Here is a 23,311-nt window from a genome sequence, read left to right on the forward strand (position 1 = left end):
CCCGGAACGCATTCCCGGCCCCGCCTCAGGCCTCCTCTCCGCGTCGGCCCGCGTCCAGGACCAGCGCCGACCACTGCTCGGCCAGTGCCGGCACGTCGACCGTGACCGGCCAGGGATGATCGGTGCCGAACCTCGCCGACGTGGGCGGCGTCCGCACGATGTACTGGCCGGTCGCCTCGTTCAGGCGCAGCTCGGTGACCGCGACGCCGACCGGGCTGCGCTGCGGGAGCACGATCCAGTACGCGGGCACGCCGGCCACTCCGTACAGGGCACGCTTCGTCGCGGTGTCGCGCAGCACTGAGCTTTGCGACACCACTTCGACGACGAGCATCAGCGCGTCGGCCGGGATCGGCGTCGTCTCGGCCATCGACACGTGGGCGACGACGATGTCGGGCCGGACCTCGTCGTGCTCGCCGATCCGTACCGGCTGGCCGCGATCGACCACCAGCGGACTCCCCCGGTTCGCGACCTCCAGCGTGTTCGCCAGGCACTGCGACAGCGCGGTCTCGGCGCCGGTCGGCGGCGGCGACACGACGAGCGAGCCCTCGATGAGCTCGTAGCGAGGCCCGTCGACGGGCAGGGCGTGCAGGTCGGATGTGCGGTACCCCGGCGATCCGGGGGTGCGGTCGAGCACGTGGCTGGCGTTCACGGGGACTCCTCGATGGGGCTCGGCGGGGGCTGGGACGTCGCGAGCGATCCGCGACAAACACCACGCTAAGCAGCCGGATCATCCGCTGTCGCCTCGCCGGACCAGCCCGGCGGTTGCCCGAAAGGTTGCCCTGATCAGGCACGTTTGCCCGATCCCCGCGCACTCCGGCGGGCAACCTCCAGGGCTAACCCCACCGCCCCCGTCCCACCGCACGTTGATTGTGGAGAAAGTGCGCCATCTATCAGGCATTCCGGGCACCAATACCCCGCTTACTCCAAGATCGACCTCCGGTTCCCGGCGGCAGGCGCCGCGCGAGGCCCGGCACGGCCGGCAGAGCCTCTACGCCAGCCGGACTCGGCCGACGCGACCGGGGCAGTGCTCGCGCGACCCCGGCACGGCCGACAGAACGCGCGCGAGGAGGCCGACGCGGCCGGCAGAGCCCCGCGCCTGGCGGAAGCGGCCGACGCGGTCGGGGCAATGCTCGCGCGACGCCGGCACGGCCGACAGAACGCGCGCAAGGCAGCCGGCACGGCCAGAACGCCAGCCGGACGCGGCCGACGCGGTCGGCGCAGTGCTCGCGCTCCGCCGGCACGGCCGACAGAACGCGCGCAAGGCAGCCGGCACGGCCAGAACGCCAGCCGGACGCGGCCGACGCGGTCGGCGCAGTGCTCGCGCTCCGCCGGCACGGCCGACAGAACGCGCGCAAGGCAGCCGGCACGGCCAGGACGGCCGAAGCACGGCCGGCGCGACGGAAGCGACCAGAGCCGAGAGTGGTCAGTGCCCGGGGGCGGCCTTCTGAGCCAGCGCGCGAAGCTCGGTGACGGCGGCGGCCGCGTCCTCGGCGCTGTAGACGGCGGAGCCGGCGACGAAGACGTCGGCGCCGGCGCCGGCGCAGCGCTCGATCGTCTCGGCGGACACGCCGCCGTCGACCTGGATCCAGATGTCGAGGCCGGCCTGCGACACCAGTTCGCGAGCCCGGCGGATCTTCGGCAGGCACACGTCGAGGAAGGCCTGGCCGCCGAAGCCGGGCTCGACCGTCATGACCAGCAGCATGTCGATCTCGGGCAGGAGGTCGGCCCACGGCTCGACCGGGGTGGCGGGCCGCAGCCCGACACCGGCCCGCGCCCCCAGACGCCGCAGCTCACGAGCCAGCCGGACCGGCGCGGCGGCCGCCTCGGCGTGGAAGGTGACGTTGTGGGCGCCGGCCTCGGCGTACCCGGGCGCCCAGCGGTCGGGCTCGTCGATCATCAGGTGGCAGTCGATCAGCCGGTCGGTGCGGGCGAGGATCGCCTCGACGACGGGCAGGCCGAGGGTGAGGTTGGGGACGAAGTGGTTGTCCATGACGTCGACGTGCACCAGGTCGGCGTCGCCGAGGCGGGCGATCTCCGACTCGAGGTTGGCGAAGTCGGACGACAGGATGCTCGGCGCGATCTGAATCCCCACGGTCGCCCAGGGTACCGGTGCGGCCTCAGTGGCCGCCGAGGGACGATTGGACGGCCGACTCGGCGGCCGATTCGTCGGACGGGTCGACGGACGACTCGGCGAGCGACGGACCGCCCCGGCGCAGCACGACCAGCGCCTGGACGGCCGCGCCGACCACGACCAGGGCGCCGATGACGCTGGTCACCTCGACGGCGCGGGTGAACGCGTCGTCCGCGGCCGCGAGCAGCGCGGCCGACGCCGACGACGGCAGCGAGCCGGCCACGTCGACCGCACCACCCAGCGTCTCCCGTGCCGACTCCAGCGCCGGACCGTCGACCCCGGGCACCGCGACCAGCGACGACGCGTACACCGCGGTCAGCACGCTGCCCAGCACGGCCGTCCCCAGTCCGCCGCCCACCTCGTACGCCGTCTCGGACACCGCCGCCGCGGCACCGGCCCGGGCGGGATCGACGGTGCTCATGATGATGTTGTTGGTGATCGTCTGCACCAGCCCGACCCCGGCGCCGACCAGCACGAACGCGGCGATGACCAGCCCGGCTCCCAGTCCGCGGCCGGCCAGCACCATGAGCCCGAACCCGGCCGCCACCACCAGCAGCGCGCCGAACAGCAGCCACGGCGTCGGCAGACGGCGCATCAGCGGCACGGCGACCAGCCCGGTCAGGATCGCCAGCACCAGCCCGGGCACCAGCACGAGGCCGGACTCCAGCGGCTCCATGCCCAGCACGAGCTGCAGGTACTGCGTCATGAAGAACAGCGCGCCGATCATCGCGAACGTCGTCAGCAGGTTCGTCACGACCGACGCGCGGAAGGCCGGCCGCGCGAACAGCCCGAGGTCGAGCAGCGGCGTCTCCAGCCGCCGCTGCCGCCGGACGAACGCCACTCCGACCAGCACGCCGGCCACCAGCGCAGCGACGTACAGCACCGACAGCGAGCCCGTCGCCAGGCCCTTGATCCCGTACACGGCCGCCAGCATCGCCACCAGCGACAGCCCGGCGCTGGGCAGGTCGTACGGCCCCGGCGCCGGGTCCTTCGACTCCGGCACCACCAGCGGCGCGAAGATCAGCAGCAGCGCCAGCACCGGCAGGGCCACCAGGAACACCGAGCCCCACCAGAAGTGCTCGAGCAGCCAGCCGCCCACCACCGGTCCCAGAGCGGCGCCGGCCGAGAACATCGTCGCCCAGATCGCGATCGCGAGGGTCCGCTGCCGCACGTCGTGGAAGATGTTGCGGATGAGCGAGAGCGTCGACGGCATCAGGGTCGCCCCGGCCACGCCGAGCAGGGCCCGGGCGACGATCAGCATCTCCGGCGACGTCGAGTACGCGGCCAGCACCGACGCCACGCCGAATGCCGTCGCACCGGCCAGCAGCAACTTCCGGCGGCCGATCCGGTCCCCCAGCGTGCCGGCCGTGACCAGCAGCCCGGCGATCATGAAGCCGTACACATCGACGATCCACAGCAGTTCGGTGCCCGACGGCGCGAGGTCGGCGCTCAGGTGCGGGACGGCGAAGCTCAGTACCGTCATGTCGATGGAGATCAGCAGCACCGGCAGCAGGAGGACGACGAGCGCGGCCCACTCGCGCGGTCCGGCCAGTGCGCGTTCGCGGTCCTGCTCCATGATCGCCATCTCACACCCTCCATCGAGGTAAACTCAACCGTCCAGACGGTACAGTAACCCGTCAGAAGCGAGGTCGATTCCCGTGCCACGTCCTTCGTCCCGCGATCGCATCCTCGACGCGCTGCAGCGCATCCTGGTCGGCACGGGCCTGCACGCGGTCACGCTGGAGGCCGTCGCCGACGAGGCCGGGATCTCCAAGGGCGGCCTGCTGTACCACTTCCCCAGCAAGGAAGCGCTGATCACCGGCCTGGCGAAGCGGCTGGCCGACAACGTCGAGGCCGACTTCGAGAAGGTCCAAGGCATGCCGCCGGACGAGGTGGTCGACTTCTACCTGCGGTCGTCGGTGGCGTCCTCCGACGACGCGGTCTACTGGCCGCTGTTGGCGGCGCTGCGCAGCAATGACATCGCCAGCGACGAGGCCCGCGAGCTGGTGATCTACTGCTTCGTCCGGTGGGCCGAGATCATTCGCGGGAACGTGAAGGACCCGGTGACGGCCGAGATCGTGCGGCTGGTCGGCGACGGGCTCTACCTGAGCGCGCTGGCCGGGCTGCCGATGCCGGACCCCGCTCTGCTGGACGAGGTCCGGCTCCGGCTGAGGCGCGAGGCCTCGGCCGGCGGACAGGCCGGGACCTCGGCCGGCGGACCGGCCGAGGCGAGCACGACCGGCTAGGAGACGACCGCCGGCTCGACGTCGACCGCCAGCTGGGTCTCCTGCTGCCGGCCGACGGCGGCCGCGACGAGCCCGGCGAACAACGGGTGCGGGCGGGTCGGGCGCGACTTGAGCTCGGGGTGCGCCTGTGTGGCCACGAAGAACGGGTGGACGTCGCGGGGCAGCTCGACGAACTCGACCAGCGTGCCGTCGGGCGACGTGCCCGAGACCACGAGCCCGGACTTGACCAGCCGGTCGCGGTGCTCGTTGTTGACCTCGTAGCGGTGCCGGTGCCGCTCGGTGACGCGGCCGGCGCCGTAGAGCTCGCGCGCCAGCGTGCCGTCGCCCAGCACCGCGGGGTACGAGCCGAGCCGCATGGTGCCACCCAGATCACCCTGACCGGCCACGATGCTCTTCTGGTCGGCCATGGTCGCGATGACCGGCTCAGGTGTGTCGGGGTCGAACTCCGCCGAGCTGGCCTGCACGAGGCCCGCCTCGGACCGGGCGTACTCGATGACCATGCACTGCAGGCCGAGGCACAGCCCGAGGATCGGGATCTGGTGTTCGCGGGCGTACCGGATGGCGCCGATCTTGCCTTCGATGCCGCGGATGCCGAAGCCGCCCGGGATGACGACGCCGTCGACGTCGTGCAGCCGGGCCGCCGCGCCCTCGGGCGTCTCGCACTCGTCGGAGGGCACCCAGCGGATGTGCACCTTGGCGTCGTTGGCGAACCCGCCGGCCCGCAGCGCCTCGGTGACCGACAGGTAGGCGTCGGGCAGGTCGACGTACTTGCCGACCAGCGCGACGGTGACGTCGTGGCGCGGGTGGTGCACGCGGCGCAGCAGCTCGTCCCAGGCGGTCCAGTCGACGTCGCGGAAGGACAGCCCGAGCCGCTTGACGACGTAGGCGTCGAGGCCCTCGGCGTGCAGCACCTTCGGGATGTCGTAGATGGACGGGGCGTCGACGGCGGCCACCACGGCCTCGGCGTCGACGTCGCACATCAGCGAGATCTTCTTCTTCACGCCGGAAGGGATGGGCCGGTCGGACCGGCACACGATGGCGTCGGGCGTGATGCCGACCTGGCGCAGCGCGGCGACGGAGTGCTGCGTCGGCTTCGTCTTCAGCTCGCCCGACGGCGCGAGGTACGGCACCAGCGACACGTGCAGGAAGAAGCAGCGGTCGCGGCCGACGTCGTGGCGGACCTGCCGCGCGGCCTCGAGGAAGGGCAGCGACTCGATGTCGCCGACGGTGCCGCCGATCTCGTGGATGACGACGTCGACGTCACCGTCGCCGATGCCGATCATGCGGTCCTTGATCTCGTTGGTGATGTGCGGGATGACCTGGACGGTGTCGCCCAGGTATTCGCCGCGCCGCTCCTTCGCGATGACGTCGGAGTACACCTGACCCGTGGTGACGTTGGCCGACTTGTTGAGATCGCGGTCGAGGAAGCGCTCGTAGTGGCCGACGTCGAGGTCGGTCTCGGCCCCGTCCTCGGTGACGAACACCTCGCCGTGCTGGAACGGGTTCATCGTTCCGGGGTCGACGTTGAGGTAAGGGTCGAGCTTCTGCATGGTGACCCGGAGGCCGCGGGCGGTGAGCAGGCTCCCCAACGACGAGGCGGTGAGCCCCTTGCCGAGAGAGGACGCGACTCCACCGGTCACGAACACATGGGTGGTCGGCTGCAAGGCCAAGAGGGGCTCCCGTGGTCAATCCGTCAGCTGGTGGCTCAAGGTGAAGAAACGCTGAACCTTGTTCCCACGGACCTCCAGCCTAACAGTCCCTCGGACCTCCCCGTGCCGACTCGCCGTGACACATGTTCGCCGTCGCAGAACTCGATGAGATCTTTCTCCGATCGGGGTGGCTTGCCGATCTTGATCCGGTACGTTTGGCTTCGGCCACTTTCCCCCGTGGTGGCCGACCGCCCCCGCCGGACTCGCGGCTGGCGGGGGCGGACCACTTCGTCAGCGCCCGGCGAGGTCCCGGCACAGGCCGGCGACCAGCCGGGCGTTGTCGTCCTCGTCGGGCCACGTGGCGGCATGCCGCCGGCCGCGCTCCCCCAGTTCCGTGCGCCGCTGCGGGTCGTCGAGCAGCGCGTTGACGGCCTCGGCGACGGCGGTGACGTCGCCGACGGGGACCACCTGCGCGCCGTCGCCGACCAGTTCAGGGACGCCGCCGGCCGCCGTCGCGACCACGGGCAGCCCCACCTGCATGGCCTCCTGGATCACCAGCGGCCGGCCCTCCCAGACCGACGTCAGCACGTAGACGTCGGCGGCGGCCAGCAGGTCCGGGACGTCGGAGCGCCGGCCGAGCAGCCGCACGGGCAGGTCGTCCCACGCGATGGCCCGGTTCAGCTCGTCCTCGAGAGGCCCGTCCCCGGCGACGACCACCAGCGGGGCGGGGTCGCGGTCCTTCCACCGCTTCGCGGCCGCCAGCAGGACGTCGAGGCCCTTCTGCTCGGCCAGCCGGTTCACCGCGAGCAGCAGCGGACGGTCCTGTGCCCCGAGCTCCGAACGGACGGCGGCAGCGTCGCGTTTCGCGGGCTGGACCCGCGGCGCGGCGACGGGGGCCAGCCGGACGTCCGGCGCGCCGAGCTCGCGGGCCCGCGCGACCAGGTCCGACGAGACGCCGAGCGTGACGTCGGCCCGGCGTGCGGCCAGCCGCTCCAGCCCGCCGATCAGCATCCGCTTCGGCCCGGTCGCCAGGACGGCGTTGTGCCAGGTGGCGAAGAGCGGGACCCGCCCGGGCCGCCGCCGGCCGAGAGCCAGGCCGGACAGCGCCGCCGCGCGGAAGCCGTGCGCGTGCACCACGTCGGTGCCGCGGAACGCCCGGCGCAGGCCGCGGACCGCGGCGACGTCGGCCGGCGGGTTCGGCGCGCTGCCGATGCGGACCGGCGCGAACCGGGCACCGGCGCCGGTGAAGTCGAACCGCTCCTGCGTCTGCGCCGGGCCGGCGACGCCGACCTCGATGCCCAGCCCGCCGAGCCGCTCCACGAGCGAGCGCACGTGCATGCCGACGCCCCCCGCCGTCATGCCGACGACGATCGTCAGCCTCATCGCTGTCCTCCTGTGCTGGAAAGGGTCCAACCTAACGTTCGCCGGGCGCGAGTGTCGGTGCCCGCCCGTAGGGTGGGGTCCCACCCGCCGGGCGGGGTCTGACGTCCCACCACCGAACCGGCCGCAGCGCCTCGTGCGGGCGTCAGCGCCGCAGCAGCGCCCGCAGGTCGCCGCGGAGGAAGGGCCAGGACCCGGCCACGGCGACCGCCGTCACCGCCAGCGCCGCCGCCGCGCCGGCCAGTACCAGGTACGCCGCCGACCCCGAGCCGAACGCCGACGAGACCGCCCAGCCGGTCGCTCCGCCCACCCCGGCCGCCATCACGCCCACCACGAACGTCCGGGCCACGCCGGCCAGCGCGACGCCGCCGGAGTCGCGCACGACCCCCGCCAGCAGCAACACCCCCGCCACGCTCAGCCCGGCCGTGTGCGCCAGGCCCAGCGCGGCCGTCACGCCGTCCTCGCCGACCGACGAGGTCAGCACCACCGCCAGCGCGATGACCACGAGCCAGCCGCCCGCCGTCGCCGCCGCCGAGGTCTTGCCGCGGCCCCGCGCGTACAGCGCCCGGCCGAGATGCGCCACGAGCCCGTAGCCCACCAGGCCGGGCGCGAACGCCACCAGCGCCCACGCCATGCGCTCGGGCGGCGCGTCGCCGGCGCCGATGGCCGCGAAGAACCGGGCGACCGGCCAGGCGGCCGCCACCAGCACCGCCGCACCCAGCAGCGACACCAGCACGACCGCCCTGGTCGACCTCGCCAGCACGGACGCATACTCCGAGCGCGACGTCTCCGCGTGCTCGGACAGCCGCGGGAACGCCGCCGTCGCGATCGGGACGGCCAGCACCGCGTAGGGCAGCAGGTACACCATCCAGCTGTTCAGGTAGGTGACGGCGCCGCCGGTGCCGCCGTGCTCGTTCGACATCAGGTACGACGTCAGATACGCCAGCTGCTGCGCCACCAGCGTCACCAGCCCGGCGCCGGCCAGCAGCGCCGCCCGCCGCCGCACGCCGTCGGGGAAGCGCAGCGTCGGCCGCACGCCGGTGACCCGCAGCAGCATCGGCAGCAGCGTCGCCAGCGCCAGCGCCAGCACGCCCACCGTCGTCCCGCCCGCCAGCACCAGCTCCGAGGTCCGGTCCAGCGACGACAGGTCGTCCGCCGAGCCCGTGAACACCGCCCCGAACGCCACGTACGCCGTCGCCACGACGACGCTGGACACCACCGGCGCCAGCGCCGCGGCCAGGAACCGCCTGTGCGCCTGGAGCGTCCCGGCGGTGACGACGGCGATGCCGTACAGCGGGATCTGCGGCAGGAACAGCAGCAGCATCGACCGGCCGACCCTGACGCCTTCGGAGCCGCCGGCGTCGCCCAGCATGACCGACATCAAGGGCCCGGCGACCAGCACGCCCAGCAGTGCGACCGGCACCAGCAGCACCAGCGTCCAGCCGAGCAGTGCCGACACCGTCTGCCGGACGTGCGCGTGGTCGCCCCGCCCGGCCGCGGCGGCCAGCAGCGGCACGACGGCGCCGGCCAGCGCGCCGCCGGCGACGATCTCGAAGACGACGTTGGGGATCGCGTTCGCCGTGGCGTAGACGGAGCCGAGCAGCGTCTCGCCCACCTGGGCCTGGAAGACCAGCTGCCGGCCGAAGCCCACCACGCGGGCCAGCACGCTGACCACGGCGATCAGCGCCGCGCCGCCCGCGATGCCGGCGGCCGCCCCGGCAGCGACCCGCCCGGCCGAGACCCGGCGCGCGTTCACGCTCGTCAGCTCAGGCGGCCGAGGCCGTCGAGCTCGCGCAGGACCGGGGTGCGCTCGATGACCTTGGTGAAGCTGACCTTCTCGCTGGCCAGCGTCAGCCCGGTGACCACGGCGAGGTGCGCCAGCCGCGCGGCCCGGCCCTCGCGGGCGACCAGCGCCAGGCCGAGCAGCGCGCCGAGCGTGTTGGCGCCGGCGTCGCCCAGCATGGTCCGCTCGCCGAGGTCGTCGGCCAGCGTGGCCGCGGACGCGCCCACGGCGGCCGCCCCGACCGGCGCCGCCGGACCGCCCACCACGAACGGCGTGTGCAGCAGGACCACCTTGTTGGCCCGGCCCGGGCGCAGGTCAAGCAGGTTCAGCAGGTTGGCGTGCCCGGCGACGGCGGCACCGCCGATGGCGGCGTCGACGACGTTGTCGCTGACCAGCGCCCCGCCGATGACCCCGGCCGCGCCGATGACGCCGATCTTCACGACGCCGCTGGTGACCTCGCCCGACTGCAGCGCCGACAGGTGACCGCGCAGGCCCTTGCTCGCCGTCGAGCCGAACAGGTCGTCGTAGAGCCCGACGGCGCCGACGGCGACGGCGGCGGCCACGCCCGCCGTACGGACCCGCGCGGGCAGCCCCGGCGCGACGGCGATGCCCGCGGCGGCTCCGGCGGCGACGGCGGGACCGGCCGCCAGGGTGACCGTCGAGCCGCGGAAGTTCTTGCGCTCCCAGAGCTCGGCGCCGCCCGGCTTAGCCGCACCGACCTGGCGGGATGCCAGCCAGGCCGCGGCGCCCGCGGCACCGGCGGCGACGAGGGAACCGACGATGCGCTTCACTCCGATCCCCCCTCGGTGGCCTCGTCGGTGACGCTCTGCCCGGGTTCCTCGGGCACCGGCGGCAGCGCGCCGTCGGTGTCGCCGACCACGCCGTACTGCCCGGAGCCGCCCTCGGACTGCTCGCTGAGCGCGAAGACCACGGCGGCGCGGCCGCTGGGCAGGTCGACGGAGTCGACGGTGGACACGATCTCGGCGATGTCGCCGTTGTCGCGGATGGTGCGCAGCAGGCCGTCCTCGGCGGTCGACGCCGGACCGGCCACGACGGCACCGGTGCCGGCGGCGTCGATGCTGGCGGCCAGTGTGCCCAGCCGGTTCAGCCGGTCCTCGGCGTCGTCACCGGACACCGACCCGGCCACCAGGACCGCGAGCGACGGCGCCACGGAGGCGTCCTGCTCGAGCGTGATGAGGTCGGACTCCTCGAACGCCGTGACGGTGGCGGTGTCGATGGTCTCGTGCGACGCACCCGGCTCGACCGGCGGCGCCAGCAGCGCGGCGGCCAGCACGGCGGCACCGCGGGCGTAGCCGTCGCCGGTGGCCGGCAGCTCGGTGCCCGACGACACCAGCTCGGTGGCGAGCTCGTCGAGCACCGGCTCGGTGTCGGGGTCGGTCCACGTCGGCTCGATGCGCACGGTGAGCTCGGCCGTCGCGCCCGCGGTCTCGAGGGTCTCGCGGACGGCGGTGACGGTGTCCTCGTCGGCGCCCGGCAGCGCGATGACGCCGACGTACTGGCCCTCGAGCTGGCCGGTGACCAGCCGCGGCGTCACCTCTTGGAGGAACGCCTGCTGGTAGGCGGTGTCGGCCTCGGTGGCCTCGAGCTGCTCGCGCAGCTCGCGGTTCTCGTCGCGCAGCGACGACGTCTGCTCGGCCAGTGTGTCGTCGACGGTGTCGCCGAGCGGTCCCGCGCCGAGCACGATGCCGGCCGCCAGCGCGAAGAAGACGGCGATGATCGAGACCAGGTGATAACGAAAGTCGATCACGTCAGAAGAGTCCCTGCACCCAGAAGTAGAAGCGGTCCCACCACGAGCCCACGATGTCGAGGTAGGCCTGGCCCGTCGGGGTCGAGTACATGGCGGCGACGACCGCCGTGATGCCCGCGACGATGAGCACGGCCAGCATCCACGTGGGAACGCTGCTGTGGTAGAGCCGGCTCACGCCCTTGGCGTCGACGAGCTTACTGCCCACCCGCAGGCGGGTGAGGAAGGTACTGGCCATGCCGGAACGGCCCTTGTCGAGGAACTCGACCAGCGTGGCGTGCGTGCCGACGGCGACGATGAGGCTCGCGCCCTTGTCGTCGGCCAGCAGCATGGCGATGTCCTCGCTGGTGCCGGTGGCGGCGAACGGCACGCCCGACAGCCCCATGCGCTCGAGCCGTCCCAGCCCGGGCGCGCGGCCGTCTCGATAGGCGTGCACCACCAGCTCGGCGCCGCTGGACAGCGCGGAGTCGGAGATGGAGTCCATGTCGCCGACGATCAGATCCGGCTCGAGCCCGACCTCGAGCAGCGCGTCGGCGCCGCCGTCGACGCCGATGAGAACGGGGTGGTACTCGCGGATGTACGGCCGCAGTGTGGCGAGGTCCTCTTTGTAGTCGTAACCGCGGACGACGATGAGGGCGTGGCGGCCGTCGAAGTCGGTGCGGATCTCGGGCACGCCGACGCCGTCGAGGAGCAGCTCGCGCTCGCGCTTGAGGTACTCCATGGTGTTGGCGGCGAACGCCTCGAGCTGCGCCGACAGGCCCTCGCGGGCCGCGCTCATCAGCTTGGCGAGGCTCTCTTCGTCGTGCCGGATGCCGACGCCGACGGCCTCGCCGGTGCTGTCGCGGTACAGCGTGGTGCCGTCGACGCGCAGCCGCTCGCCCTCTTTGACCGCGCTGAACAGGTCGGGCCCGACGTCGTCGATGAGCGGGATGCCGGCCCGGACGATGATGTCGGGGCCCAGGTTCGGGTAACGGCCGCTGACTGACGGGCGCACGTTGACGACCGCGCCGGCCTGACAGGCGACGAGGGCCTCAGCGCTGACGCGGTCGAGATCGAGGTGGTCGATCACGGCGATCTCGCCCGGTTTGAGGCGCTTCGTGAGGTTCTTCGTGCGGTGGTCCAGACGCACCGTGCCGCTGACCCCGGGCAGGTCATCGGGCTTGCGGCGGCGCAGTGCTGGCATCCTCACCAAGCGAATCCTGCCACGTTCGGGTCCGTAACACCGCATCGGTCCGGTGTGTGTTGGCCGTTTCCCTGCCGATCACCCGCGCCCGGCCCAGGGCTCCCGGCTCACTGGCGGGCGAGCGCGATGCGGATCTCCGCGGCATGATCGACGACGCCGTCGCCGGACAGGTCGTACACGACGCGGTCGATCACGCCGGTGAACGGGAACGGGTTGCGGTAGGCGTCGGTCACCGGCGACCCGGCATCGGAGCCGACCGCGATCCCCGACGCCAGCCCCATGGTGATCGGAATGGTCACCGGCAGCTCACCGGAGCCGATCGGATCGCCGTCGACGAACAGCGTCGCGATGCCCGGCGCGCCCTTCCCCTCCAGCGGCCGCGGCTCGCCCGTCGGCTCGAACTCGAAGCTGAGCGCGTGCCGGCCGGCCGGGACGGTGGTGTCGGACACGACGTGGAACTCCTGGTCGGCGACATAGTTGTAGACGTAGTGCAGCCGCCCGTCGTGGACGTAGAAGGTGAAGCCGCCGTCGACGCCGCCCTGCGAGACGAGCACGCCCTCGGCGCCGTCGTCGGGGATCGTCACCAGCGCCGTGATGGTGTGGGCGCGGTTGACGATGCGCGGGGCGGCGTCCTGCGCCACCTCCTGGGTGCCGGGACGGAACACGTAGCGGGTGCGCGGCGGCGCGATCGACGGCCGCTGCTCGGCGATGCGCTGCTGGCCCCGTCCGTCGACGGGCAGCACGTGGTACTTCCCGGCCTCGACGTACCACTGGGCGATGAGCTCGATGAGCTTGTCGCGGTGCTCGGCCGCGACGTCGTGGTTCTCGGCGAAGTCCTCCGCCACGTGGTAGAGCTGCCAGCCGGTGGCATCGAGCTCGGTGAGCGCCTCCGCTGTGATGGGGGTGCCGAACTCGCGCCCGGTCTCGGCGAACGACGGCCCGGGCCAGGGGCAGACCGCCCGCCAGCCGTCGTGGTAGATCGAGCGGTGGCCGATCATCTCGAAGTACTGGGTGACGTGCCGCGAGGGCGCCGCGGCGTCGTCGAACGTGTACGCGAAGCTGATCCCCTCGAGCGGCGACTGCGTCACGCCGCGGATCTGGTCCGGCGGCTCCAGGCCCAGCGCGTCCAGGACGGTGGGCACCATGTCGATGGCGTGTGCGTACTGTGCGCGCAGCTCGCCCCGCGCGGCGAACCCGCGCGGCCAGTGCACGATGAACGGGTCGCTGATGCCGCCGCGGTACGTCTCGCGCTTCCACCGCCGGAACGGCGTGTTGCCGGCCCACGTCCAGCCCCACGGGTAGTGGTTGAAGTGCTTCGGCCCGCCGAGCTCGTCGATGGCGGCGAGGTTCCGCTCCAGCGACTCCGGCACGAAGTTGAAGAACTTGTTCTCGTTGACCGAGCCGCTCGGGCCGCCTTCGGCGCTGGCCCCGTTGTCGCTCAGCACCATGATCAGCGTGTTGTCCAGTTCGCCGAGGTCATCGAGGAAGTCGACGAGCCGGCCGATGTGATGGTCGGTATGGGTGAGGAAGCCCGCGAACACCTCCATCATCCGGGCGTAGAGCCGCCGCTCCTCGTCCGTGCAGTCCGCCCAGCGTTGGACGTCGGGGTCGTGCCGTGACAGCTCGGCGCCGGCCGGGACGAGCCCGAGTTCCTGCTGCCGGGCGAACACGCGCTCGCGATAGGCCTCCCAGCCGTCGTCGAACGCGCCCGCGTACCGATCGGCCCACTCGCGCGGGACGTGGTGCGGCGCGTGCATGGCACCGGTGGCGAAGTACAGGAAGAACGGCTTGTTCGGAGCGACCTGCTTGGCGTCGGCGATGAACGAGATGGCCCGGTCGGTGAGGTCCTCGGTGAGGTGGTAGCCCTCGTCCGGGGACCTGGGCGGCTCGACCCGATGGTGGTCGTGGACGAGCTCCGGGTAGTACTGGTGCGTGTCGCCGCCGAGGAACCCGTAGTAGCGCTCGAAGCCACGGCCCAGCGGCCAGCGGTCGTACGGCCCGGCCGCCGACACCTGATCGGCCGGCGTCAGGTGCCACTTGCCGACGGCGTACGTGCTGTAGCCGTGCTGCAGCAGCATCTCGGGGAGGAAGCCGTTCTCGAACGGGATGTAGCCGTCGTATCCCGGGAACCCGGTCGACACCTCGGTGATGGCGGCGAGATGGTTGGAATGGTGGTTGCGGCCGGTGAGCACGCACGACCGCGTCGGCGAGCACAGCGCCGTCGTGTGCATGTTCGCGTAGCGCAGTCCGCCGCCGGCCAGTCGGTCCAGGTTCGGCGTCTCGATCGGGCTGCCGTAACACCCGAGCTGGCCGTAGCCGGTGTCGTCCAGGATCACGAACAGCACGTTCGGTGCGCCCTCGGCCGCACGTCGCGGCTCCGGCCAGGCCGGCTCGGAGACGTCGAACGTCCGGCCGACGACGCCCGGGAACGCCCGCCCGGGCGAGTACTCGGTCAGCGGCATCGCAGTGCTCCTCTGTGTGGTTCGACGACGACGGTGTCAGACGGCGGTCGGGTGCGGCTGCAGCAGCTTCGCCTTCTGCGCCGCGAACTCGTCCGGGCTCAGCACGCCCTCGTCGCGCAGCCGGGCCAGCTTGGACAGCTCGTCGGCGGTGCTCGGAGCGCCGGCCCCGTTCGGGCTGGCGGCGTCGCGGACGTAGTCGCGGAACGCCTCGTCGCGACGCTGGTACTCGCGCGCCATCCGCTCGGTCATGCCGGAGCCGCGCACGATCAGGTAGATCAGCGCGCCGAGCAGCGGCAGCACCAGGATGAAGATCGTCCACAGCGCCTTCGTCCAGCCGGACAGGTCGTCGCTGCGGAACACGTCGGTGAGCAGGGTCACCAGGAGCCAGATCCACGCGATGAACAGGAAGAACCAGAGCATCGTGAGGAACAGGTTCAGGAGCGGGTAGTCGTCCATGGTCCACCTCCGGTCGCAGCGTGGCAGCCGGGGACGGCGCTCATCCTCACCCCCGCGGGGTGATCTCGGGCGGCGGTCGTCCGGCGCCCCCGTGCTCGTGGCCGGCCCGCGCGACGGTCATCCGGTGCGCGATCTGCGACGACGCGACCGCGAACAGCGCACCGATCACCACCAGGTCGAAGACGATCTGCACCATCACCGCGATCCGGGCCGCCTGTCCGGCGGCGTGGACGTCGCCGTAGCCGACGGTGCCCAGCGTGACGATGGAGAAGTACAACGCGTCCGTGCGGGTCGCGAGGCCGTCGAACTGCGCCGGGTCGTTGCGCTCCATGAGGTAGTAGGTGAGCGCGAAGAACACGACCACGATGTAGAGCACCGACAGCAGGCCGAACACCCGCGTGCGCGCCTCCCCGAGCCTGGCGGCGAACCTGCGGACCTCGTGCACCGTCAGCCACACCAGCCCGGCCACCCCCGCCAGGAACAGTGCGCCGCTGACGACCTCGGGCGGATCGTGCGGGCGCGACAGCGGCAGTGTGTAGTAGACGACGAGCGCGCAGACCAGCGTCAGGACACTGCGAACGATGTACGTCATGCTGCGGCCTCCCTCACCACCGGGGCGGGTCGTAGACGAGCACCGTCCGGGCCACCACGTCGTGGACGGCGAGCGTGCGGCGGCTGACCAGCAGCCACAGCACCCCGATGGGGAAGACGACGCAGACCAGCGCCCGCACGAGCGCGCGCAGCGGACCGGGCGGCCGCGCCGCCGCGGTGACGACGCGCAGGCCGAGCACCAGCTGGCCCGGCGTGCGCCCGGTGAGCGTCCAGCTCGCGGTCAGGTAGATCAGGACCAGCACCGAGTGGCCCACGCCGAGCGCCCAGCCGGGCAGTGGCGGGAGCGCGAACGGCGGCCCGTCGACGGTGTAGCGGATTCCGCTGAGCACGATGCCGGCCAGCGCGGACGCGGCGGCGACGAGGGCGACGTCGACCAGGGCCGCGGCGCACCGCGACACCAGACCGGCGCCGGTCACGGTGGCGCTCGTCCGGGTTCCGACGGCGCCGGCACGGATCCGTCGCGGGGCGGGCGGCGCAGCACGACGCGGTCGACGAAGCCGTTGATCGCGCGGTCGGCGCCGGCGCTGCGCGAGCGCACGGCGTCGACGGTCTCGGCGGCCATGCCGGTGCTGGACTCGCGAACGATCCGGCCCAGGTCGACGTCGTCGAGCACCTGCTCGACCAGCACCGGGATGTCCAGCCGCGCGATGAGGGCGTCCAGGTCGACGCGGCCCACGACGGCGTCGACGTCGAGCCGCGCGACGACGGCGTCCAGATCGACCTGCGCGACGAGAGCGTCGAGGTCGACCTTGGCGACGACGGCGTCCAGGTCGATCCGGTCGAGGACGGCGTCGACGTCGGTCGCCGCGACGGCGCGGGCCACCGACCGCTGCCAGGCCGATCGCAGGAGCAGGGCCGCCTCACGCTCGTTCCGGCGCTGCTCGACGCGGCCGACCCGGGCCAGCCGGTCGATGCGCCCCGCCAGCCGGCTCCGGCCCGCGACGGCCGTGCCCGCCCGGACGGCGATCGTGGCGGCGGCCTCGACCGGCAGCGCGGCGGCCGCGGCGACATCGAGGGCGCGGCGGCTCGTGACGGCGGCCAGGCCGAGGGCCGCCTCGCCCAGCCGGGCGGCCGCGAGCCGCACGACCGCGGCCGTCTCGTCGTGCCCACCCGGCGCCGGTGGTGCCGGCGGGGCATCCCATCCGTCCGGCGTGCGGTGGTGCCCGCCCAGCCGCGTGGGCACGTCCGTCGCCGCACGGAGCGCCAGCCCGGCCGCGCCGGCGACCACGCGCCCGGCCCGCCCGGCGGCCCGCAGGACCAGCGGCCGGCCGGTGCCCGCCGTCCCGTTCCCGCCCATCGCGCCACCTCGCCTCACGGCCAGGCTCCCGCGGGCACGTCGGGCCGGGCCTCACCCGGCTCAGGTGATCCGGCCCGCACGCGCAGATCGAGGTAGAGGTAGCCGAGGACGATCGCCACGAACGGGATGGCCACCACGTACACCAGAGCGGTGATGAGGTTGATGACGTCGAACGAGCCGTCGGACACCAGCAGCAGGACGACCCCGACCAGCGGGCCGGTGATCGCGCCCAGCCCCACGACCAGCGCGGCGACCGCCGTCGTGCGCCACCAGTGACCGCGCACCACGTCTCGGCTGCGCCGGATCGCGTCGCCGGTGGAACGGTCCTCCATCATGACGGCCTGGACGGCGAAGCCGTTGCGGACGGCGTAGATGAGCGCCAGCGGGGCCGTGAACACGAAGATCAGCAGCGCCCAACAGACCACCACCAGCCGCGCCGCCACCAGGGCCAGTGGCCGGAGATGCCGTCTGACCTCGCCGTACGCGGACAGCACGGTGACCGGCCGGCCGGCGTCGAGGTCGTGCAGCGCCTGCGCGACGGCCGCGACGACGCAGAAGTAGGCCAGCAGCGAGATGGCCCCGCCGAGCAGGACCACGACGAACACCGTCGCCGCGTTCTGATCGCCGTCGGTGTCGACCAGCGACGTCAGCTCGCCCGCCTCGACCAGTACCCACTGCAGCCCGGCCGCCAGCAGCATGACCGGCACGTACACCAGCCCGATGCCGGTGAACAGCAGCGGGTGCCGACCGTACATGCGCCGGGAGGCGCCGAGAATGCGGCCCCAGCTGCGCCGCTGGGCGACGGGGTACGGGTCGCTCGGCGTCCAGGTGGTCCGGGTCGCGATGACGACGATCGCGAGGACGGCGCCGGCGAGCAGCAGCAGGACGGCGGCCGGGTTGCGGATCAGCTGGAGCAGCAGGTTCGAGCCGGCCTCGACGACGCCGCAGAACGCGCCTGTCGCGCTGGGGCCCAGCGACGAGCCCAGCGGCACCGTCGCGCTGGAGTCACGCCAGCTGGTCTCGGACCAGCGGATCGGGGCGGTCCACTGATACTTCATGTTCGGGCCGGTGGGACCGTTGTAGAAGGCCTCCTGGCGTTCGCCCCAGCGGCCATCGAAGCCCAGCCACGGGTAGCCGGCCAGATAGTCGTCGGTGTCGGTGGGGACCGCCTCGGTCCGCAGATCCCCCAGCTCGGTGTGCGGGCCGTTCGTGTCGTCGCAGCCGACGCCGGCCGCCGAGCTCGCACCCAGGTACAGGGCGTCGCCGAAGAAGTTGGCGTGCGACCCCTCGGCCGGGTACACCACCGGATGCGTGCCGTCGACGATCTCGAGCTTGTCGTCGCCCCACAGGGCCCGCTCGGCGCTGGCGTGCTGGCTGTAGCCGACGCTCGTGGGCTCGACGTCGAGGGCCTCCACCGCGTCCGGGGCGTCGATGATCAGCTGGATCATCTCCCAGTCGCCCTCGTGCAGGTTGTTGAAGTCGTTGTAGACGTAGAAGAACCAGTACTGCACCGCGACGTGGCCGGGACGGGCCGGGTCCGTGACCACGCGGCCGTACACCGTCGGCGCCGTGCCCTCGCTGATCTGCCGGCTCCACTGCTCGTAGCCGCACCCCGGGTCGAGCGCGTCGCCCGGGAAGTCCAGGTGGTACTCGAGCAGGCCGGTCTCGATGCGGTCCGCGCCCGGCGCGATCTCGACCAGGTCGTTCGACGTCCACGGCCCGCGCAGGGCGACGCCGTCGTTGTCCATGACGACGTCGACGCTCACCGGCAGGTACGGCTCGCCGTCGCGGCATGGCTCGAGCTGCTCGCGCACGCGCACGACCGGCGCGTACCGCTCGATCAGCTGCTCGGAGGCGGTGTCCTGCTCGGGCGTGCTCGGCTCGGGCGGCGGGACGTCCTCGTCCTCGGGTGGCGGGGGCAGCTCGGGCGAGGCTCCGAGGACGGTGCCGGCCGCCGCCACGGGGGCAGCATCCACCGCACTCGCCTGCTGCGCCGGAACCGCCGTGGCGGCCACAGCCAGCAGGGCCACGAGAGCCGCGACCATGGGCGCCCCCTGGGTCCGGGTCGCGACGGCGTCGCTCCACCACCGAACTGTGATCACCTTAGCCCCGTCCGGACCCGCCGGACGGGATCTCGCCGCGATCGGCGCCGTCGACTCGATTCGAGATGATCACGTTCACCACCGAATCCCCTGCCACACCAGGCCTGCAGGCCTGGTAACGCTCGGGTACGCCTGGTGATGGACCCGCCGGACGGAGACGGCGGCGCGACGGCGGCGCGACGGCGGCGGCACGCGTCAGCGGCTGCGCTTCGAGCCGGCCGCGGTCTCGAGCAGCTCCTCGGCGTGCGCCCGCGCGGACGCGGATCCCTCGAGGCCGGCCAGCATGCGCGACAGCTCGTTCACCCGGCCGGTCTCGTCGAGCATCTCGACGCCGCTGCTGGTGACGCGGCCGTCGTCGGACTTCACGACCTTGAGGTGCTGGTCGGCGAAGGCCGCGACCTGCGGCAGGTGTGTCACGACGAGGACCTGCGCGTGCCGGGCCAGCATGGCCAACCGGCGACCGACCTCGACCGCCGCCTTGCCACCCACACCCGCGTCGACCTCGTCGAACACGAACGTCGGGACCGGATCGGCGCCGGCGAACACGACCTCGATGGCCAGCATGAGCCGGGACAGCTCGCCGCCGGACGCGCCCTTGTCGAGCGGCCGCGGCTGGGCGCCGTTGTGCCCGGTGAACAGGATCTCGACGTCGTCGACGCCGGTGGGGCCGAAGCCGTCGCGTGGGCGGACCTCGACGACGATGCGGGCGTGCGGCATGGCGAGCGCGGTGAGCTCGACGCTGACGTCGTCGGCGAAGCGGGTGGCGGCCTCGGTGCGCGCCTTGGTGATGGTGGCGGCGAGGTCGCCCAGCTCGGCGAGCAGCGACTCGCGCTCCTGCCCGAGCGTGGCGACGCGGTCGTCGTCGCCGTCGAGCTCGAGCAGCCGGCGCGAGCCCTGTTCGGCCCAGACGAGGACCTCGTCGATGGTCTCGCCGTACTTGCGGGTCAGGGCGGTGAGCGCGGCGCGGCGTTGTTGCAGCTGGGCGAGCCGCTCGGGGTCGGTGTCGACGCCGGCGCCGTAGGAGGCGAGGTCGGCAGCGACGTCGCCGACGAGGTAGGCGGCCTCGGCGAGCCGGTCGGCCAGGCCGGCGAGCTCGGGGTCGTGGTCGCGCTCGGGGTCGAGCGCCTGCCTGGCCTGGGCCAGCAGGCTCATGACGTCGGGCGCGTCGGGGACGGCCTCGTCGCCGGAGAGGCTCTGGTGCGCCATGACGGCGGCCGTGCGCAGCGCGTCGGCGTGGGCGAGCCGGCTCTCTTCGGCGCGCAGGGCCTCGTCCTCGCCGGGTTGCGGGTCGACGGACTCGACCTCGCCCAGGCCGAGGCGCAGCAGGTCGGCCTCTTGGGCGCGCTCGCGGGCCTTGGAGGTGACCTCCTCGAGCTCGGTCTCGACGGCGCGCAGCCGGGCGTAGCGGGTCGAGTACTCGGCGAGCGGCTCGGCGACGGCGGCGCCGGCGAACCGGTCGAGCGCGGCCAGCTGGCGCGATGTGCGCAGCAGCCGCTGCTGGTCGCTCTGCCCGTGCACCGCGACCAGGCCGTCGGCCAACTCGGCGAGCAGGCTCACCGGCGCGCTGTGCCCGCCGATGTGGGCGCGGGAGCGGCCCTCGGCCATGACGGTGCGGCTGAGCAGCAGCTCGACGCGCTCCTTCTTGCTCTTCCCCTTGCCGACGGTGCCGGCGGGCTCGAGCTCGGCGCCGGCCTCGGCGGCCCGCTCGGCGACCGGGCCGTCGGCGTCGATGGTGACCCGGCCCTCGACGAGGGCGCGGCTGGTGCCGGTGCGGACGGCGCCGGCGTCGGCGCGGCCGCCCATGAGCAGGTTGAGGCCGGTCAGCACCATGGTCTTGCCGGCGCCGGTCTCGCCCGTGACGACGGTGAGCCCCGGCCCCAGCTCGAGCTGGGCGTCGTCGATGACGCCGAGTCCACGGATACGGATTTCCTCAAGCACAGGACCTCAGCCTAACGGTGGATGTGCGGTTGGTCCGGGATGTCGGCCGCCCGGGTGTCACGCGGGATGCTCCGGGTGGGCGCTGCCCGGCGGCCGGGGCCGGGCGCCCCGCCAGCCCTCGACGGGCAGGGCGAACTTGGCGACCAGGCGCTTGGTGAACGGGGCCTCGTGCAGCCGCGCGAGCCGGACCGGCTGCGCCCCGCGGCAGACCTCGATGCGGGCGCCGGCGGGCAGCTCGACCGCGCGCCGCCCGTCGCACCACAGCACCGCGCCGGGCGTGCGGTGCTGGATCGTCACGGCCATGCTCGACGACGGCGACACCACGAGCGGGCGGGCGAACAGGGCGTGCGCGCTGATCGGCACCATGAGCAGCGCCGCGACCTCGGGCCACACCACCGGGCCGCCGGCGCTGAACGCGTACGCCGTCGACCCCGTGGGAGTCGCCATGACGACGCCGTCGCAGCCCCACCGCGACAGCGCCCGCCCGTCGATCTCGGCGACGACGTCGAGCATGCGTTCGCGGCTGGCCTTCTCGACGCTGACCTCGTTGAGCGCCCAGCCGGTCGCGATCTCGGTGCCGTCGTGGCGCACGGAGACGTCGATGGTCATGCGCTCCTCGACGGTGTAGTCGCGCTTGACGATGTGGTCGACGGTGTACCCGAGATCGTCGACCTCGGACTCGGCGAGGAAGCCGACATGGCCGAGGTTGACGCCCAGGATCGGGGTGCCCGTGGGCCTGGCGACCTCGGCGCCGCGCAGGATCGTGCCGTCGCCGCCGATGACCACGATGAGCTCGCAGCCCTCGGCGGCCAGCGGATCGCCTTCTGCGACGACTGACGCGACCCGGGCGTCGGCCTCGGGGATGGGGATGTCGTGGCGCTCGTCTGCCATGACGCGCACGGCGACGCCGGCGTCGCCGAGCTTGTCGATCACCTTGGCGGCGACCTGTCTGGCCTCCTCGCGCCCAGTGTGGGTGACGAGCAGAACCGTGCGGGTCATTGCGGGCCTTCCTCTACTGCGCGCTGGACGTCCTCGGGGCGGACCTCGGGTGCGCCGGCGCGCAGCCAGAGGAAGTACTCGACGTTGCCGGACGGGCCGGGCAGCGGGCTCGCGGTGACACCGCTGACACCGAGGCCGAGCTCGCCGGCCGCCCTGGCGACGTCGAGGACGGCCTCGGCCCGCAGTGCCGGGTCGCGCACGACCCCGCCCTTGCCGACGCGGTCCTTGCCGACCTCGAACTGCGGCTTCACCATGAGCGCGAAATCGGCGTCGGGCCTGCTCACCGCGACCAGCGGGCCGAGCACCAGCCGCAGCGAGATGAACGACAGGTCGCCCACCACGACGGCGACCGGCTCGCCGACCACGTCCGGGGTGAGGTCGCGGACGTTGGTGCGGTCATGCACCTCGACGCGTGGGTCCGATCGCAGCGACCACGCCAGCTGCCCGTATCCGACGTCGACCGCCACCACGGCCGCCGCCCCCCGCCGCAACAGGACGTCGGTGAAGCCGCCGGTCGACGCGCCGGCGTCGAGGCATCGTCGGCCTGCGACCGTCAGTCCTGCCGATTCGAAGGCGTCCAGCGCGCCGGCCAGCTTGTGCCCGCCGCGCGAGACGTACTCGTCGCCCTCGGCCGGCTCGGTCACCAGGACCGCGTCGGCCGGGTCGACCGCCGTGGCCGGTTTCGTCGCGACCCGCCCGCTGATCAGAACCCTGCCGTCGCCGACGAGCGTGGCCGCGTGCTCGCGCGAGCGGGCCAGCCCACGGCGGACCAGCTCCGCGTCGAGGCGTCGTCTGGGTGGCACCGGCAGGTCAGCCTTCGCCGCCGTCGGGACCCGCGTCGCCCGCGTCGCGTGTGGCGGCTGCGTCGCCGGCGTCAGCCGCGTCGCCCGCGTCGCGCGCGTCAGCTGGGTCGCCCGCGTCGCCCGCGTCAGCCGCGTCAGCCGCGTCAGCCGCGTCGGCTGCGTCGCCGGCGTCAGCCGCGTCGTCGGCGTCGGGTTCGCCGGTCAGGCGGTCCTGCAGTACCTGATGGACCCGCTCGAACACAGCCGCGTGCTCGTGCACCGGCAGCCCTTCGAGCGTGTCGAGCGTGCGCACCGCCTCGTCCACCTGTGCGTCCCCGGCGCCGCCGTCGTCCGTCAGTTCCCGCATGGCAGTAACGCTAGTACGGCCGCGCGGGCGCACGGGTGATTCGGGCGGCATCGAGCGCCGCTTCTACCGACGCCCGGTCGACCACGCCGCCGGTCACGGCCTCGACCGAATCGCCCACTGCGCGGGCCGCGTTCCCCGTGGCGCCGGCCGCGTCCCCCG

20 protein-coding genes are annotated in these 23,311 nt (G+C 73.2%); 1 reads left to right on the forward strand and 19 read right to left on the reverse strand.

Annotation, left to right across the window (positions count from 1 at the left end):
• Positions 1 to 25: 25 nt before the first annotated feature.
• The 3 genes from E1212_RS20815 to E1212_RS20825 form a co-directional block, all read right to left on the reverse strand.
• Positions 26 to 649, reverse strand: a complete 624-nt coding sequence (locus E1212_RS20815; protein ID WP_162605566.1) for a Uma2 family endonuclease — start codon at positions 647 to 649, stop codon at positions 26 to 28.
• 774 nt (positions 650 to 1,423) lie between these two features.
• Positions 1,424 to 2,092 carry a ribulose-phosphate 3-epimerase gene (gene rpe, locus E1212_RS20820; RefSeq protein WP_131985991.1) on the reverse strand — a complete coding sequence of 223 codons (669 nt, stop codon included), beginning with the start codon at positions 2,090 to 2,092 and terminating at the stop codon, positions 1,424 to 1,426.
• Positions 2,093 to 2,117: 25 nt separating this feature from the next.
• Positions 2,118 to 3,716, reverse strand: a complete 1,599-nt coding sequence (locus tag E1212_RS20825) for an MFS transporter (RefSeq protein ID WP_131985993.1) — start codon at positions 3,714 to 3,716, stop codon at positions 2,118 to 2,120.
• Between the two features lie 73 nt (positions 3,717 to 3,789).
• Between E1212_RS20825 and E1212_RS20830 the strand changes: the two genes are divergently transcribed.
• Complete coding sequence (locus tag E1212_RS20830; protein WP_131985995.1) at positions 3,790 to 4,377, forward strand: TetR/AcrR family transcriptional regulator; 588 nt, start codon at positions 3,790 to 3,792, stop codon at positions 4,375 to 4,377.
• On the opposite strand, the gene E1212_RS20835 is transcribed toward E1212_RS20830, so the two are convergent.
• From E1212_RS20835 to E1212_RS29590, 16 genes are all read right to left on the reverse strand, one after another.
• The gene (locus E1212_RS20835; protein WP_420814404.1) at positions 4,374 to 6,017 is read right to left on the reverse strand and encodes a CTP synthase; all 1,644 of its coding nucleotides are present in this window, start codon (positions 6,015 to 6,017) and stop codon (positions 4,374 to 4,376) included. The two genes, E1212_RS20830 and E1212_RS20835, sit on opposite strands and share 4 nt — an antisense overlap.
• A 300-nt stretch (positions 6,018 to 6,317) precedes the next feature.
• On the reverse strand, positions 6,318 to 7,409 hold the full coding sequence (locus tag E1212_RS20840; RefSeq protein ID WP_131985999.1) for a glycosyltransferase family 4 protein: 1,092 nt from the start codon (positions 7,407 to 7,409) through the stop codon (positions 6,318 to 6,320).
• Between the two features lie 142 nt (positions 7,410 to 7,551).
• Positions 7,552 to 9,162, reverse strand: coding sequence for a murein biosynthesis integral membrane protein MurJ (murJ, locus tag E1212_RS20845; RefSeq protein WP_162605567.1), 1,611 nt, complete (start codon positions 9,160 to 9,162; stop codon positions 7,552 to 7,554).
• Positions 9,163 to 9,167: 5 nt separating this feature from the next.
• On the reverse strand, positions 9,168 to 9,980 hold the full coding sequence (locus tag E1212_RS20850; protein ID WP_203417052.1) for a hypothetical protein: 813 nt from the start codon (positions 9,978 to 9,980) through the stop codon (positions 9,168 to 9,170).
• Positions 9,977 to 10,957, reverse strand: coding sequence for a copper transporter (locus E1212_RS20855; protein WP_131986005.1), 981 nt, complete (start codon positions 10,955 to 10,957; stop codon positions 9,977 to 9,979). Before E1212_RS20855 ends, E1212_RS20850 begins: the two co-directional genes overlap by 4 nt.
• A 1-nt stretch (position 10,958) precedes the next feature.
• Positions 10,959 to 12,143: a putative cytokinetic ring protein SteA gene (steA, locus tag E1212_RS20860; RefSeq protein ID WP_131986007.1), complete on the reverse strand. Its 1,185-nt coding sequence runs from the start codon at positions 12,141 to 12,143 to the stop codon at positions 10,959 to 10,961.
• Positions 12,144 to 12,244: 101 nt separating this feature from the next.
• Positions 12,245 to 14,599: an arylsulfatase gene (locus E1212_RS20865; RefSeq protein WP_131986009.1), complete on the reverse strand. Its 2,355-nt coding sequence runs from the start codon at positions 14,597 to 14,599 to the stop codon at positions 12,245 to 12,247.
• Between the two features lie 36 nt (positions 14,600 to 14,635).
• Positions 14,636 to 15,055, reverse strand: a complete 420-nt coding sequence (locus E1212_RS20870) for an SHOCT domain-containing protein (protein ID WP_131986011.1) — start codon at positions 15,053 to 15,055, stop codon at positions 14,636 to 14,638.
• 46 nt (positions 15,056 to 15,101) lie between these two features.
• Positions 15,102 to 15,647 (reverse strand): potassium channel family protein, encoded by a 546-nt coding sequence (locus E1212_RS20875; protein ID WP_131986012.1) that lies wholly within the window; start codon positions 15,645 to 15,647, stop codon positions 15,102 to 15,104.
• 13 nt (positions 15,648 to 15,660) lie between these two features.
• Entirely contained in the window at positions 15,661 to 16,083 is a 423-nt protein-coding gene (locus E1212_RS20880; protein WP_162605568.1) for an RDD family protein, read from the reverse strand.
• Positions 16,080 to 16,964: a hypothetical protein gene (locus E1212_RS20885; protein WP_131986016.1), complete on the reverse strand. Its 885-nt coding sequence runs from the start codon at positions 16,962 to 16,964 to the stop codon at positions 16,080 to 16,082. Before E1212_RS20885 ends, E1212_RS20880 begins: the two co-directional genes overlap by 4 nt.
• 14 nt (positions 16,965 to 16,978) lie before the next feature.
• Positions 16,979 to 19,066 carry a hypothetical protein gene (locus E1212_RS20890; RefSeq protein WP_131986018.1) on the reverse strand — a complete coding sequence of 696 codons (2,088 nt, stop codon included), beginning with the start codon at positions 19,064 to 19,066 and terminating at the stop codon, positions 16,979 to 16,981.
• A 195-nt stretch (positions 19,067 to 19,261) separates the two neighbouring features.
• Positions 19,262 to 21,004, reverse strand: a complete 1,743-nt coding sequence (gene recN, locus E1212_RS20895) for a DNA repair protein RecN (RefSeq protein WP_131986020.1) — start codon at positions 21,002 to 21,004, stop codon at positions 19,262 to 19,264.
• A gap of 57 nt (positions 21,005 to 21,061) precedes the next feature.
• Positions 21,062 to 22,003 (reverse strand): NAD kinase, encoded by a 942-nt coding sequence (locus E1212_RS20900; RefSeq protein WP_131986022.1) that lies wholly within the window; start codon positions 22,001 to 22,003, stop codon positions 21,062 to 21,064.
• Entirely contained in the window at positions 22,000 to 22,806 is an 807-nt protein-coding gene (locus E1212_RS20905) for a TlyA family RNA methyltransferase (RefSeq protein ID WP_131986023.1), read from the reverse strand. Before E1212_RS20905 ends, E1212_RS20900 begins: the two co-directional genes overlap by 4 nt.
• Before the next feature lie 7 nt (positions 22,807 to 22,813).
• Positions 22,814 to 23,152 carry a hypothetical protein gene (locus E1212_RS29590; protein WP_162605569.1) on the reverse strand — a complete coding sequence of 113 codons (339 nt, stop codon included), beginning with the start codon at positions 23,150 to 23,152 and terminating at the stop codon, positions 22,814 to 22,816.
• Between the last annotated feature and the right edge of the window lie 159 nt (positions 23,153 to 23,311).

It is taken from the genome of Jiangella ureilytica (assembly GCF_004348545.1).
Lineage (GTDB): Bacteria > Actinomycetota > Actinomycetes > Jiangellales > Jiangellaceae > Jiangella > Jiangella ureilytica.

What these genes read in the sequence shown, in the direction of transcription:
- E1212_RS20865 (WP_131986009.1), bottom strand. Translation starts at nt 14,599, where the DNA reads ATGCCGCTGACCGAGTACTCGCCCGGGCGGGCGTTCCCGGGCGTCGTC.
- E1212_RS29590 (WP_162605569.1), bottom strand. Translation starts at nt 23,152, where the DNA reads ATGCGGGAACTGACGGACGACGGCGGCGCCGGGGACGCACAGGTGGAC.
- E1212_RS20870 (WP_131986011.1), bottom strand. Translation starts at nt 15,055, where the DNA reads ATGGACGACTACCCGCTCCTGAACCTGTTCCTCACGATGCTCTGGTTC.
- E1212_RS20875 (WP_131986012.1), bottom strand. Translation starts at nt 15,647, where the DNA reads ATGACGTACATCGTTCGCAGTGTCCTGACGCTGGTCTGCGCGCTCGTC.
- E1212_RS20885 (WP_131986016.1), bottom strand. Translation starts at nt 16,964, where the DNA reads ATGGGCGGGAACGGGACGGCGGGCACCGGCCGGCCGCTGGTCCTGCGG.
- E1212_RS20900 (WP_131986022.1), bottom strand. Translation starts at nt 22,003, where the DNA reads ATGACCCGCACGGTTCTGCTCGTCACCCACACTGGGCGCGAGGAGGCC.
- E1212_RS20840 (WP_131985999.1), bottom strand. Translation starts at nt 7,409, where the DNA reads ATGAGGCTGACGATCGTCGTCGGCATGACGGCGGGGGGCGTCGGCATG.
- E1212_RS20825 (WP_131985993.1), bottom strand. Translation starts at nt 3,716, where the DNA reads ATGGCGATCATGGAGCAGGACCGCGAACGCGCACTGGCCGGACCGCGC.